Annotated in this window: 12 protein-coding genes; 3 read left to right on the top strand and 9 right to left on the bottom strand. The window is 71.1% G+C overall.

Annotated features, from left to right (window positions below):
* Window positions 1-57 precede the first annotated feature (57 nt).
* Genes H0E82_RS01360 through H0E82_RS01345 form a run of 4 tightly spaced genes read right to left on the bottom strand, consistent with a single transcriptional unit; the run spans window position 58 to window position 3,812 of the window.
* Entirely contained in the window at window positions 58-2,007 is a 1,950-nt protein-coding gene (locus H0E82_RS01360) for a phospholipase D family protein (RefSeq protein WP_180543178.1), read from the bottom strand.
* Window positions 2,007-2,642 (bottom strand): YceI family protein, encoded by a 636-nt coding sequence (locus H0E82_RS01355; protein WP_180543177.1) that lies wholly within the window; start codon window positions 2,640-2,642, stop codon window positions 2,007-2,009. Before H0E82_RS01355 ends, H0E82_RS01360 begins: the two co-directional genes overlap by 1 nt.
* A gap of 17 nt (window positions 2,643-2,659) precedes the next feature.
* Window positions 2,660-3,136, bottom strand: coding sequence for a SixA phosphatase family protein (locus tag H0E82_RS01350; RefSeq protein ID WP_180543176.1), 477 nt, complete (start codon window positions 3,134-3,136; stop codon window positions 2,660-2,662).
* A 43-nt stretch (window positions 3,137-3,179) separates the two neighbouring features.
* Window positions 3,180-3,812: a ParA family protein gene (locus H0E82_RS01345; RefSeq protein WP_180543175.1), complete on the bottom strand. Its 633-nt coding sequence runs from the start codon at window positions 3,810-3,812 to the stop codon at window positions 3,180-3,182.
* Between the two features lie 131 nt (window positions 3,813-3,943).
* Between H0E82_RS01345 and H0E82_RS01340 the strand changes: the two genes are divergently transcribed.
* On the top strand, window positions 3,944-5,428 hold the full coding sequence (locus H0E82_RS01340) for an AAA family ATPase (protein ID WP_180543174.1): 1,485 nt from the start codon (window positions 3,944-3,946) through the stop codon (window positions 5,426-5,428).
* 266 nt (window positions 5,429-5,694) lie between these two features.
* Window positions 5,695-6,084: an energy transducer TonB gene (locus H0E82_RS01335; protein ID WP_180543173.1), complete on the top strand. Its 390-nt coding sequence runs from the start codon at window positions 5,695-5,697 to the stop codon at window positions 6,082-6,084.
* On the opposite strand, the gene H0E82_RS01330 is transcribed toward H0E82_RS01335, so the two are convergent.
* Window positions 6,070-6,396 (bottom strand): hypothetical protein, encoded by a 327-nt coding sequence (locus H0E82_RS01330; protein ID WP_180543172.1) that lies wholly within the window; start codon window positions 6,394-6,396, stop codon window positions 6,070-6,072. The two genes, H0E82_RS01335 and H0E82_RS01330, sit on opposite strands and share 15 nt — an antisense overlap.
* Before the next feature lie 293 nt (window positions 6,397-6,689).
* A complete protein-coding gene (locus tag H0E82_RS01325) occupies window positions 6,690-7,508 on the bottom strand; it encodes a hypothetical protein (RefSeq protein WP_180543171.1) in 819 nt (272 codons plus the stop codon).
* 160 nt (window positions 7,509-7,668) lie between these two features.
* Between H0E82_RS01325 and H0E82_RS01320 the strand changes: the two genes are divergently transcribed.
* A complete protein-coding gene (locus H0E82_RS01320; RefSeq protein ID WP_180543170.1) occupies window positions 7,669-8,406 on the top strand; it encodes a hypothetical protein in 738 nt (245 codons plus the stop codon).
* Window positions 8,407-8,412: 6 nt separating this feature from the next.
* On the opposite strand, the gene H0E82_RS01315 is transcribed toward H0E82_RS01320, so the two are convergent.
* The 3 genes from H0E82_RS01315 to ggt all read right to left on the bottom strand — a co-directional run bounded on the left by H0E82_RS01315 (window position 8,413) and on the right by ggt (window position 12,277).
* Window positions 8,413-9,405: a hypothetical protein gene (locus H0E82_RS01315; RefSeq protein ID WP_180543169.1), complete on the bottom strand. Its 993-nt coding sequence runs from the start codon at window positions 9,403-9,405 to the stop codon at window positions 8,413-8,415.
* A 62-nt stretch (window positions 9,406-9,467) separates the two neighbouring features.
* Window positions 9,468-10,277 (bottom strand): hypothetical protein, encoded by an 810-nt coding sequence (locus H0E82_RS01310; RefSeq protein ID WP_180543168.1) that lies wholly within the window; start codon window positions 10,275-10,277, stop codon window positions 9,468-9,470.
* Window positions 10,278-10,561: 284 nt separating this feature from the next.
* Window positions 10,562-12,277: a gamma-glutamyltransferase gene (gene ggt, locus H0E82_RS01305; protein WP_180543167.1), complete on the bottom strand. Its 1,716-nt coding sequence runs from the start codon at window positions 12,275-12,277 to the stop codon at window positions 10,562-10,564.
* Window positions 12,278-12,962: the final 685 nt, after the last annotated feature.

Genomic DNA, 12,962 nt, shown 5'->3' with positions numbered 1-12,962 from the left:
GCCGTGTCCCGGACGCGGCGATCCGCGCCGGACCCGGGCGACGACGACGCGCGTGGCCTAGAGGATCGGCACGAGCCCCGCGCCGAACGCGGTGAAGATGCGGGTCAGCACGCTGCGGAATCCCAGGCTGACCTCGGGAAAATCGCCCACCGGCGCGTAGCACTCGCGGAACCCCGGCGCGTCAGGCGGCAGCGGCTCGGGACAGTCCGGTCCGGGCTGGAACTCGTAGCTGGTGGCGTAGCGCGTCGGCCACAGATCGAACAGCGGCAGACGCTCGGACACCTTGGCCATCGAATAGTCCACGCCCGGAAGCACGGCCGGCCGGTCGCGCGGCGCGATAGTCCAGGCATTGGCCGGCGAGATGTCGCGGCGGATGCTCGCTGCGAGCGTGCGCGCGAAGGCTGGATGCTCGATGACGATCGCGTTCTCGGTGTTGAGATTGTCCCCGCGCGGGTCGAAGTTGTGGGTCCCCACGACGCCGACACGTTCGTCGATCACCAGGGATTTGGCGTGCAGGCCCATGCGCACGCCGGCGCGGTTGAGCGGTACGCGCCGGTTCACCCCGATGCCCGCATAGCGCAGCGCGGCGTACTCGCGGGTCAGCGGCGAGGGCAGCGGGCTGCGCGCTTCGGCTTCCGCGGCCTCGCCCCCACGGCCCGCGCGTGTGGCGCGAGGGGCGTCGAGATCGACGCTGCCGTCGGCGTTCCACGAGATGCCGACGGCGCCGGTCGCGTCGAGATCGATCGGTGCGTTCTCCGGAAACGGTTTGTACTCGTAGATCTGGAACCCGAGGTCGCGCAGGTGGCGGCGCTTGTACTTGTACGACAGGGCGTAGGTGATGAAGGAGTCGGTGGCGGCCAGGCTGTTGGTCGAGACCACGACCCGCGGCGGTGCGGGCCGGTCGCGCAGGCCGGCGAAGGTCTGTTCGGCCGGCCGTGACAGCACGAGGTAGGGCGTCTGCAGCAACACTTCGTCGTCGGCCGACTCGATCAGCGCGCGCAACCGCGGCGTCGCGGTGATGGCCGCCTGCGCGGCTTCGCGGTCGCGCCGATGCTTGGCCGGCAGGTCGCCGATGAACTCCACCGGCCCCACCTCGATGGCGGCGGCGGCCAGGCGGCGCTCGACCAGGGCGGTGTCGGCAGCGTCTGCCGAGATCGCCTCGACCCGTCCGGGTCGCGCGTAGTCGCGGAACGACACCTCGGGCACCCCCGCGCGCAGCAGCTGTCGGCCGACGTCGGTGAGCTGCTCGGCCGGGGTGCTCAGCGGCGCATGCCAGAACGCGAGGAAGTTCTCGGCCATCGCCGCGACCACGGGACCGGCCACCAGCACGTCGCGGTCGCGGAAATTGAAGCTGTCGCTCCAGTCGAAATAGCTGTCCTGGTAGTTCCGCCCGCCGGTGATGCCGACCAGGCCGTCGACGACCAGCGACTTGCTGTGCATGCGCTGGTTGAGCCGGCGCCAGCAGCACGCGGCCGCGATCACGTAGCGCGGATAGCTGATCCGCGCGCGGCCGAGGACGGGGTTGTAGATGCGCAACTCGAAATTGGTGTGACTGCCCGCCAGCGCCGACAGGGTTTCGACGGTGCGCATCGCCGAGAGCTGGTCGATGAGCAGGCGCACCTGGACGCCGCGCCGCGCGGCGGCCAGCAGTTCCTCGAGCACCAGATGTCCGGCGTCGTCCTCGTCGAAGATGTAGGTCTGCAGATCGATCGTGCGCTGGGCGCCGCGGATCAGGTCCAGCCGCGCGAGCAGCGCGTCCTGGCCGTACTCGAGCAGGACCGCGTGGTGGCGCGGAGACTCGGGCGTGCTGCGCGCCAGCGCGTCGATGCCCAGCGCGCGCAGCGGCGACGGGGTCGCGCAGGCGTCGGCACGTTCGCAGACCACGGCGGTCTCGCGCGCGGCGACCGCGATATGCGCCGCCGCGTCGCGCCGCGCGGGCGAGAGCGTGGTGCAGGCGGTCGTGGCCAGCGCGAGCGCCAGCACGATCGAACGTCGCCACCCGCGCATCAATCGGGCCCCGATGCCCGGATCCGCAGCGTGAAGCGGACCTGGTCCGACAGTGCGTAGCCCCAGCGGTCCATCGCGTAGCGGCTGCGTCGGATGTCACCTTCGCCCGTGACGTCGCAGTCCACTGCCGGCCGTGCGCAGCCGGCGGGCGCGATGCGGAAGGACTCGCGCTGGCGCACGCCACGGATGCTGAGCACCCCGGTCATCTCGCCACCGTCGCGCAACAGGGCCACCGGATAGGGATCGGACACGAAACGCGCCTCGGGATGGCGCTCGACGTCGAAGAAGCCGGGGCCCCGGGTGATCCGCGTGTAGCTGCGGCTTTCCTCGATCTCGACCCCGCCCGTCACCAGCACCAGGCGGACCTGGTGATCACCGCCCGGCAGGGTGACGATCGTCCCCGACCATTCGGGAAACCGGCCCTCGAGCTGCTGGCCCCAGCGCGTGCGCAGGCTGAAGCCGATCTTCGAGCGTGCGGTATCGAGCGTCCGCTCGGGCGGCCCGGGCTGGGCCGCGGCCTGGCCCAGCGCGCCCGACAGGCACAGACCCAGCGCCACGCCGAGCACGTGCCGGGCACGGCGGCGCCAGTGCCTCGCCGCGACACCGGCGACGGAGCGGCAGGAAGCGATCGACACGGGCCCGGCTGTGCGCGCTAGGGCCACCAGAACGCCGACAGTTCGGCTGCGCCGGGCTCGATCTGGGCCGCGTCGCGCAGGTCGAGCACGGCGATGCCCCCCGGCGGCATGCCGCGGTATTCCCCCGTCTGGCCGCTGTGGAGCAGCGCGGCGAGACGTTCGAGCCCGGGGTTGTGGCCGACCATCAGCAGGCGACCGACCTCCGCGTGCTCGTCGGCGAGCGCGGCCAGCGTGCCGGAGGTCGCCTCGTAGATGCCCGGCTCCAGGCGCTGGTCGACGTAGCCGATGATGCCCAGCACCGCCTCCAGCGTCTCGCGGGTGCGGCGCGCCGGCGAACACAGCACGCAGTCGGGAATCAGGCCGTTCTCGCGCAGCCAGCGGCCGGCGGCCTCGGCTTCGGCCAGGCCCTCGGCCGACAGGGGGCGATCGATGTCGGCCTGGCCGGGCACGGCGGGGTCGGCATGGGCGTGGCGGAGCAGGATCAGTTCGCGCATGGGCCAAGGTGCTCTTGTCGGGGACTGGGCGGGGCGGACTCGGTCACTTCTTCAGCCATTTCAGCAGCGGCGCCCAGTCGGCCTGGTGGTCGCGAACCTGGGCCGAATGGTAGTCGAACAGGCTGCGCCCCAGTCCGACCAGCATCACGTAGGCCTGGCTGTCGCGCAGCTGGGCGACCACCGGATAGGGCCATTGTTCCAGCAGCGCCAGGGCCTGCTGCGAGGCGTTGGTCCAGGGCCGCATGCGGTTGGCGACCAGGCCCACGCGGGTCTGGCCGCGGCGCACGGCCGGGTGTTTGGCGAGGGAGTTGAGGAAGCCTACGGTGGCGTCGATGTCGAGGGCCGACGGCAGTACCGGCACCACCACCGCATCGGCCTGCTCGAGATAGGCGTCAAGATCGTCGGCCATGGCGCCCGCCGCGGCGTCGACGACCACACGACGTGTGCCGTCGGGAATCGCCGCGAGCACCTTGCGGTGGCGGACGCTGCCGTCGATCGGCAGCACCGCGCTTTCCAGACCGGCCCGACGTTCGGCCCAGCGCGTGGACGACTGCTGCGGGTCGGCGTCGACCAGCACCGTAGGCTCGCCGCCCAGGGCGGCCTGCGCGGCGAGATGGGTCGCGATCGTCGTCTTGCCGACCCCGCCCTTGGAACTGGCCACCAGCACGGTCTTCATCGCAGCCTCCGCAATCCACCAGCGCCCGAGCGTACACCGCTGGCGTGGACGCCGCGACCGCGTCGCGCGCGTTACGGCGCAGGCCCCGGCCCGCTACCATCGCCGCTCTTCCGCCGTCATCACCGCACCCCATGAGCGAACTGCAGGACCTGGCCGCGCTGATCCGGGCCAACACGCCGTTGATCGTCGTGGAGACGCCCGACGAGCCGCGCGCGGTCGAGCTGTTCCGGCAGTCTCTGCAGCAGGTCTGGCGGGCGCTCTACCGCTGGACGATCACCGAGGGCCTGCGCCGGCTCGATCTCGACGGCGAATCGGAGACCGACACCGCGCCCGATGCGAGCAATACCCTGGCCGCGATCCGCGAGGCCGAGCAGCGCGGCATCTATCTGCTGCTCGATTTCCATCCCTACCTGGGCTACGCCGGCACACAGCGCCAGCTGCGCGACCTCGTGCAGCGCCGCAACTGCCTGCCGCACGTCATCGTCCTAGTGGGTCACACCGTGGAACTGCCGGCGGATCTGGAAACGATGGCGGTGCGCCTCCGCCCGCGCCTGCCCGACGCCGACGCGCTGCTCAAGCTGGTGCGCGAGGAAGCCGTGGCCTACCAGCAGGAGCACGGCGGGCGGCGGGTCGAAGCCGATGCGGACGCGGTGCGCCAGATCGTGCGCAACCTGCAGGGTCTGTCGCTGGGCGATGCGCGACGGATCACGCGCCAGCTGATCCATGTCGACGGGGCGCTGGGCCACAACGACCTGCCCGCACTGGCCAGGCTCAAGTTCGAGCTGCTCAACAAGAGCGGACATCTGCATTACGAGTACGACACGGCCGGCTTCGCCGATGTCGCCGGTGCGCGCCGGCTCAAGCGCTGGGTCGAACAGCGGCGTCGCGTGTTCGTCGAAGGCGACGCCCCGCCGGGTCTCGATCCGCCCAAGGGTGTGCTGCTGCTCGGCGTGCAGGGCTGCGGCAAGTCGCTGCTGGCGAAAGCCATCGCCGGCGGCTTCGGCGTGCCGCTGGTGCGCCTGGATTTCGGCACGCTCTACGACAAGTACCACGGCGAAACCGAGCGCAACCTGCGCGAGGCGATCGCCTCCACCGAGCAGCTCGCGCCGGTCGTGCTGTGGATCGACGAGATCGAGAAGGGCCTGGCGTCCAGCGGCGACAGCGACGGCGGCGTCTCGAGACGCGTGCTCGGGTTTCTGCTGACCTGGATGGCCGAGCGCAAGTCCAAGGTGTTTCTGGTGGCCACCGCCAACCAGGTCCACGACCTGCCGCCGGAGCTGCTGCGCAAGGGCCGTTTCGACGAGATCTTCTTCGTCGACCTGCCGGACGCGGACACCCGCGCGCATGTCTTCGCGGTGCACCTGGCACGGCGCGGCTTCGCGGTGGAGGCCTTCGACCTGCCGGTGCTCGCAGCGGATGCGGCCGGGTTTTCCGGCGCGGAGATCGAGCAGGCCATCGTCGCCGCGCTCTATGCCGCGCATGCTGGCGGTGTGCCGCTGGCGCAACCGATGCTGCGCGAGGCGCTGCAGGACACCCGCCCGCTGTCGGTGATGATGCGCGAGCAGGTCGAGGGCCTGCGCAGCTGGGCGCGCGAACGGACTGTACCCGCGGACTGAGGCGCTGCCGAACATGCTGCCGCGCTGCAGACGCTGAAGGCGCTCCGAAACGGACGACGAGGCAGCCCGCGGTCAGCGACGCCCACACGGAGTCGCAAGGACACGCCATGCGCACACCCGCAAGCTCGGGATTCCCCGCACTCGCCGTCGTCATCGCGATGACACTCGCCATCGGCTGTGCACACCGCATGCAGCGTGTCGAACGCGCGCTGGTGCTGCCGCCATCGGCACAGACGCATGTCATCGGGACGCACCAGCGCTTCATGATGGCGGTGCCGATCGAGGACCCCGATCCCGTCTTTTCGCAGCGCGCGCAGTTGGACGGCGTTCTGCACCTGTGCACGACGTTCGTCGTCACCACTGAAGGCGAGGTCGAAGACATCGCGTTCGATCGCGAATCGTCGGCTTGCGCGGAGCCCGGTTCGGCTGCTGTCGCGTCGTTCGAACGCGCGGTTCGCGCCGCACTCGAACGCTGGCGTTACTTCGGCGCCGCCGTCTGCACCTTTCCCGACGGGATCGATCCCGATTCGGATCCGCGCTGTGATGGTCCGGACGTGCGCGTCGATCCGGTGCCGATCCGGATGCGCTACGTCTTCACGTTCTCGTCGGAACGGGGCGGGCGCGTCTCGCGGGCGCAGGCGTCACCCGTGAAGTGATGCCTGCGCGTCGTCCGCTCGGTTGGCCTCGCTGATCGCCAACCGGTACGTCGCCGCCTGACCGGGATGGCCGACATCGACCGCGTCTTCGCCGAGCCGGAAGATGTCGGCCACCTGGGCGTCGAGCGCCCGGGCACCTTCGACGTCGTCGCACAGCACCTTGCCCGGACCGGCGACCATGACGCCGGAGCCGCTGGCGCCGCTGACCTCGAGCTGCAGCGCGATGGTGCCGGGGAGCGTCAGGCGCTGGTCGGGGATGGTGTCGTCATGCCGTGCAGTCCGCGCCGTCGCGGCTGGACTCGACCGTGCCACCGGTCTCGCCCGCACCGTCTCGCGGATCGGGCGTGAACCCGGGTCGAGTGCGCGTACCGGCCGTCGCCGACCGCGGATGCCCGGGTGCCGCCGGTCTCGGCCAGCGTCGGCGCTACTTCGCCGCGACGACCTGCGCGTCGCAGCCGAGGCCGACATCGACGCCGATCCGGACCGCCGTGGCGCGCCGCGGCGCGGCGTGGATCCGGTGCCGGTGCGCCGGCGCGACGGATTCGGCTTCCACCGTGAGCGCCGGCCGCGGACCGGTCACCCGTGCGGCCGGGCTGCGCCGAGCGTCAGCGGGTTTCGCTGAGCGTCAGCCGGTATTCGCCGGGCTCGCCGAGCTGGCCGACGTAGATCTCGTACTCGCCGGGACGGAAGCTGTCGACGATGGCCGCATCGAGTGCGCCGCCGCTGTCGTCGTCGCACAGCACCTTGCCTGCACCGCGGACGACCAGGCTCGAGTCCGTGGTGCTGGTGACGGCGAGACGCAGGGTCACCGTGGAGGTGATGGTCAGGCGGTGGTCGGGCGTGGAATCGACCATGCCGGTGCAATGCGCACCGTAGGTGCTGGCCTGCACCGGGCCACCGGTGGTGCCGGTGCCGACCTGCGGATCGGGAGTGAAGCCGGCGCCGAGCCGGAAGTCGGCGTACTGGTTCGATGTTCCGGCGGTGACGCCGGCGCGTTCGGTCAGGCTCAGGGTGTAGCTGCCGGGGGTGTCGATGTGGCCCACGTAGACCGCGTAGTCGCCCGGCGTCAGGCGGGCCTGGACACGGGCATCGAGCTGCCCGCCGCTGTCGTCGTCGCAGAACACCCCGGCCGGACCGACCACCACCAGCGTGGAGTCGGTGGTGCTGTCCAGCGCGAGCTGCAGGTCGAGCGCCGACGTGACCCTGATGGTGTGGTGCGGCGTGCTGGCGACCACCCCGGTGCACTGCGGTCCGAAGCGACTCGCCTGGGTGTCGCCACCGGTGCGGCCCTGCGCGGTCTGCGGGTCGGGCGTGAAGCCCGCGCCCAGCACGAAGCGCCCGCCCGACTGGGCCCCGGCCGGCATACTGCCGCCGACCAATACGAGTGCGGCGCACAGGCCGCAGACGGTGCGTGTTACTGACATCAGTTGTCCCCGTTCCCCGTGCGCCGACGCCCTGTCGCCGCTGGCGCGAAGTGTGCGCCGGCAGGGCTTCAAGGCCAAGAGCCGCGGGCGAGGTGGTCGATGTGCGATCGCCGGTGCTAGTCTCGGCGCGCCCGGCGAGGGCGTGACATGGAGGTTCACGATGCGACCCACCTGGATGCTCGGCCTGCTGGCCGTGCTGGCCCTGCCCGCTGCAGGGCGTGAGCCGCCCGCGCCGCACTGCGTCGATGCGCGCGCGATCGCCGAGATCCACCAGGCCGATCCGTTCACCCTGGTGCTGCGGGACGATAACGGCGGCAGGCACCGGCTGGGACTGGCCGGTGATTGCGCCGGCGTGCTCGCCGACGAGGATGCCCGTCTGGTCGGCCGGGACGGATGGATATGCGGCGCGCCCGGCGAGGCGGTGCAGTCCGCACGCCATGCCTGCCCGGTCGCGTTGGTCACGCCAGTGGATGCGCGCGCTTACGCCGCGCTGGTGCGCGAGGCACAGGCGGCGCCCACGACGCTCGGCGCCCTGGTCGTCCGCGGCGAGCGTGTCCGTGGATTCCGTGGCACGCCCGATTACTGCGTCGCCAACCGCTGGCTGCGCAGCTGGCACCAGGGCCCCTCGGGCATCGAGGTGGACGTCTCTCCGCGCCAGGCGTCGGGTCACCGGCGCTACCGGATCGAGACCACCGGGGCGTGCGACGACGACGGCGCAGAGGTGCTGACCCTGGTCTCGGGGACAGGGACGGGGATGGTCTGCGGCCACGCCGGCGATCACGTCCTGTTCTCGCGCGCGGCGACCGCCGGCGGACTGGAGGGCGAGATCCTGCGTCGCATCTCCGCCGGTGGCGAGACGCGCTGCCGCGTCGCCAGCGTGTACCCGATCGACCGCTGAGCGGCGCTAGCGCGGCACCTGCCAGCCGGGCGAGGGCTCGCCCGCGACGCCGGCTTCCCGCAACGCGCGGTCTACGAGATCGGCTTCCGTCCGCAGCGACGGATCCGCCAGGAAGCGGACGAACTGCCCGGCGCCACCGTGCGGCAATGCGGCGCTCGCCCGGCCCCATTCGAGCATCCGCCAGTCGAGCGTGCGCCGGCGCGCCTGTGCAGCCGCCCGTTCTGCGGGCGTGGCCGCCAATTGCTCGAGCATCCGCAGTCCGACGCTCCGGCCGAACTGCGTATCGGACGCATCCGCCATCACCGTGCCGACATGCCGGCAACGGCCGAGGCGGACCGCATCGCCGCGCACGGCCGTCGGCGCGCAGGCCCGCAGCAACGGCGCGGGATCGGGCAGGGCCGTGCCGGCCCAGAGCGACGACGCCGACAGCGTGGCCAGTTCGACCGGATCTGATGTGCCGGCGCCGGCCAGGGCGGCGCGCTCGTCCGCGGTGGGCGACGTCCGCAGCAGCGCCGACTGCGCCCAGCGCACCTGGTCGAGCATGTGCAGATCGAACCGGCCGGCGCCACGTGCGTCGGCCAGCAGGGCGTCCACGCTGCCGCCGCGCGCGAGCAACGGCGCGAGGTTCGTCGGCTCCTCACCGAGCCAGCGCTGGGCCGCGCGCACGCGGATGTCCGGTTCTCCGCTCGCTGCGAGCCAGGCATTGGTCAGGACGTCGGCACCGGCACGCCCGGCCGCCCGGCGCTGCCAGGCGAGGCGTTGCGCATCCGCCCCCGCATCGTGCGGGCGCAGCACGGCGGCCAATGCGAGCTCGCGCGGCCCGCCGGCTGCGGCGAGCGCAGTGGCGCTGCGCTGCGACCAGCTGCGCCATGCGTTCCCCGCCGCCCCATCTTCCTGCTGCTCATCCTCAGCGTCGACGCGATCGTAGGCCGATTGCGCATACGCGGCAGATACCGCAAATACGAACGCACACGCGACCGCGAGCAGTGGACGGATCATTGGAAGGTCCCGGATCGGAGCAGAGTCAGCACAACAGCCCTCATGGTGGTTCGTGACGCCGTTCACGGCGTCGCCGGCATCCAGTCGGAAGGCGGCGCGGATGCAAGGCCGGCATCCGACAGTATGCGAGCCTGCAGGTCGATCTCGGTACGGATCGACGCGTCATCGAGCAGGCGCGTGTACTGGAGCTCCTCGTGCTCCGCGGTTGCGCGCTGCATCACAAGGATCGTCCAGGCGCTTTTCCGAGCGGCCTCCCCATCAGGACCGACGAGCTGCGTCATGAGTGCTCGCCCCCAGTCGCGGGCGAGCACTGTGTCGGCGTCGAGCAACTGCGTGGCCACCGATCTGCAGGCTGTCTGGACCTCTGGCGCATCGGCGCGGCAGCTGCCCACGATGCGCGAATACGCGGAAATGGCGTTGCCGGTCGACAGCTCGAGCGCCAGCATCGTGGCGTGGACGTGCTCCGTCATTGGCTCCGCGTCTCCTGCCGATGGACGGATCTGCGCCTCGGCCGGATAAGCACTTAAGGCATCGCGTATCCATCTCAATGTCGGGAGATAGGCGCTGTCGTAGTGCCGTGCGGCAGCGGCTTGCAGCATGCCGTCGACCGGCAGATCGGTGCTCAGCAGCAGCGGCGCACTGTTGTCGGGTTGCGCATCGGCCCAGCGCCGGGCTGCGGCTTGCGAGACGGCATCGCCCTTGCTGGCGCCCATGATCAAGAGAACGTTGGCGATGACGTCGTCGCCGGCGCGCGTTGCAGCGCGCTGGCGCCATTCGCGCGCAAGACCATCGAACTGCACCCGGGTCCGGTTCGCGTCGATGACATCGCCCGGCTGCGGCGGCGAGGAACGGCTGGCCGCCTGCCGGAGCAACGCCGCCAGCGCCAGTTCGCGGGGACTGTCGAGCTGGGCGAGCGCATGCGCGGTACGAAGCAGATAGTCCTGCCTGCCGACGGCGCCATCTGCAGGGCCGTCCGATTCCGCCCTGCCGATCGACGGAGGTGGGCTGCTGCCAGTGCCGACACGCGCATCCGCATCGCCGGCGCCAGGGTGCGAGCAGGCGACGGCCAGTACCGCGAGTCCCGAAAGGATCCAACCGCGCATTCCGCCTCTCCACATCCGTGTCGGACGAGCTTAGCCTCGGCTGCGGCTCTCTGTCAGTAGCCCGCCGCGTGACCGTCCTTGCGCGATTCGCTGGCGCCGATCCAGCCGCCGTGCGGGTTCTTCATGATCGCCTGGTACCCGCCATACGGCCCATGCGCGAAGCGCACCGAATGGCCCTTCATCATCAGCGCGCGCACGGTTCCGTAGGCGAATCCGGATTCGAGATCGACCTCGCCGCCGTCGGTCATCGGCGTGGCCTGGCCGGCGGGATCGGTCGAGCCGTCGTGCTGGATGCGCGGCGCGTCGCCGGCTTCCTGCAGGTTCATGCCGAAGTCGACCATGTTGATGATGATCTGCGCATGCCCCTGCGGCTGCATCGCGCCGCCCATGACGCCGAAGCTCAGCCAGGGCTCGCCGTCCCTGGTGGCGAAGCCGGGGATGATGGTGTGGAACGGCCGCTTGCCCGGTGCGTAGGCGTTGGGATGATCCTCGCGCAGCACGAACTGCTCGCCGCGGTCCTGCAGGATGAAGCCCAGGCCCGGCGGCGCCATGCCACTGCCCATGCCGCGGTAGTTGGACTGGATCAGCGAAACCATCATGCCGTCGGCGTCGGCGGTCGTCAGATAGATCGTGTCGCCCTCGTCGAGCTGCTTCGGCGTGCCCGGCTGCACTTCGCGCAGCGCGGTGTCCATCGAGATCAGCGCGCCGCGCTCGCGGGCGTACTCCTTCGAGATCAGCCGCGCGACCGGCGCCGGGTGGAATTCCGGATCGGCATACCAGCGCGCGCGATCGGCGAAGGCCAGCTTCTTGGCCTCGACGAACAGATGCACGTGCTCGGGGCTGCCGAAGCCGTAGGACTTCAGGTCGTAGGGCTCGAGCAGATTGAGGATCTGCAGTGCGGCGATGCCCTGCCCGCTGGGCGGCAGTTCCCACACGTCGACACCGCGGTAGTTCGTCGACACCGGTTCGACCCAGTTGCCGGTGTGCGCGGCCATGTCGTCGTAGGACAGGAAGCCGTCGTTGGCGGCGAAGTAGTCGCCGATCACACGCGCGATGTCGCCCTTGTAGAAGGCGTCGCGGCCACCGTCGGCGATCGCCTGCAGCGTGTCGGCGAGATTCGGGTTGCGCCAGGTTTCGCCGGTGCGCGGCGCGCGGCCGTCGATCGTGAACTGCTCGGTGAAGCCCGGCCACTTGCCCAGACGCGGCACCGAACGGTCCCAGTAATACGCGATGACCTCGTGCACCGGATGGCCTTCGCGCGCGTAGCGGATCGTCGGCGCGAGGTTCTCGGCCATCGTGAGCGTGCCGAAGCGCGCGTGCAGCGCGAACCAGCCGTCCACCGTGCCCGGCACGGTCACCGGCAGCGGGCCGTGCGACGGAATATCGGTGAGCCCGCGACGCTGGAACTCGGCCAGCGTGAGCGAGCGCGGCGAACGCCCGGAGCCGTCGTAGCCGTAGAGACGCTTCGTCTTCGGGTCCCAGACGATCGCGAACAGATCACCGCCGATGCCGTTGCCAGTCGGCTCCATCAGCCCGAGCGCGGCGTTGGCGGCGATCGCCGCATCGACTGCGCTGCCGCCGGCCTTCATCGTGTCGAGCGCGATCTGGGTCGCCAGCGGATGCGAGGTCGCGGCCATCGCATGGGGCGCGTAGACCTCGCTGCGGGTCGCGAACGGCTGCCCGGTGATGCGGTCGGCCGCGGCCACGGTGGTCGGCATCGTGATGCCGACCATGGCGAGGGCGAGCAGAGACGGAAGCAGACGGGGCATGGCGTGGATCCGGGACTGCGGGCCGCACACAGTAGCGCGCGACCGACCGGCGAGTCAGCTGACCGGCCGCCTGCGCGGCATGGCCGGGGGTCCGAACGCACGGTCCGCAGGGTCGCGGATGGCCGAGCGCCGGACACGGTAGCCCTCTGACAACCGACGCCGCGCGAACCGAACTCCACCTGCACCCCCGGAGGTCGACGAAGTGTCGGGTGCCCGACAGACGAGGCGGTCCCTGCGTTTCCGGCAGGCCCACGGACCCGACGTCGACGGCATCGTCGGGGTTGAAACCCGCGGCGCGCTCATGGCCGCGTCGCGTGTGGCACCCGGTGTGCCCGCGCAGCCGGGCGTGGCTGCGGAAGCAGCCAGGCCCCCCTCTCTCGATCGCCTAGGTCGCCGCCGCCCGAGGCGACGGGCTGGCGAGGTGGCGCGTTGCGCTGAAGGACTTCACCGACACACCGTTCGGTTGCGGCTTCCGCGACGCTCACCGGCCATGCTGCCGCGCCCAGCCCGCTGGAGCAGACCACGGCACGAGCAGGACGCCGCGCAGTTGTGACGCGCCGGTCGGCTGGACGCGTGCACCACAGATTGCGGGAGTCCGGCAGGCCGGTCGGCGGGACGTGAACCGGAACTGCGACCGCGAGCGCGGCCGATCCGGCTGCCCGCCCGACGCTTGGCCGGCTTCGAT

It is taken from the genome of Luteimonas deserti (assembly GCF_013425765.1).
In the GTDB taxonomy this organism is placed as follows: Bacteria; Pseudomonadota; Gammaproteobacteria; order Xanthomonadales; family Xanthomonadaceae; genus Luteimonas; species Luteimonas deserti.
This window is presented reverse-complemented; position numbering and strand designations above follow the sequence as displayed.

Excerpts from the sequence above, each read along its gene's own strand:
- H0E82_RS01360 (WP_180543178.1), bottom strand. The coding sequence starts at position 2,007 with ATGCGCGGGTGGCGACGTTCGATCGTGCTGGCGCTCGCGCTGGCCACG.
- H0E82_RS01350 (WP_180543176.1), bottom strand. The coding sequence starts at position 3,136 with ATGCGCGAACTGATCCTGCTCCGCCACGCCCATGCCGACCCCGCCGTG.
- H0E82_RS01345 (WP_180543175.1), bottom strand. The coding sequence starts at position 3,812 with ATGAAGACCGTGCTGGTGGCCAGTTCCAAGGGCGGGGTCGGCAAGACG.
- H0E82_RS01340 (WP_180543174.1), top strand. The coding sequence starts at position 3,944 with ATGAGCGAACTGCAGGACCTGGCCGCGCTGATCCGGGCCAACACGCCG.
- H0E82_RS01335 (WP_180543173.1), top strand. The coding sequence starts at position 5,695 with ATGGCGGTGCCGATCGAGGACCCCGATCCCGTCTTTTCGCAGCGCGCG.
- H0E82_RS01325 (WP_180543171.1), bottom strand. The coding sequence starts at position 7,508 with ATGTCAGTAACACGCACCGTCTGCGGCCTGTGCGCCGCACTCGTATTG.
- H0E82_RS01320 (WP_180543170.1), top strand. The coding sequence starts at position 7,669 with ATGCGACCCACCTGGATGCTCGGCCTGCTGGCCGTGCTGGCCCTGCCC.
- H0E82_RS01315 (WP_180543169.1), bottom strand. The coding sequence starts at position 9,405 with ATGATCCGTCCACTGCTCGCGGTCGCGTGTGCGTTCGTATTTGCGGTA.
- ggt (WP_180543167.1), bottom strand. The coding sequence starts at position 12,277 with ATGCCCCGTCTGCTTCCGTCTCTGCTCGCCCTCGCCATGGTCGGCATC.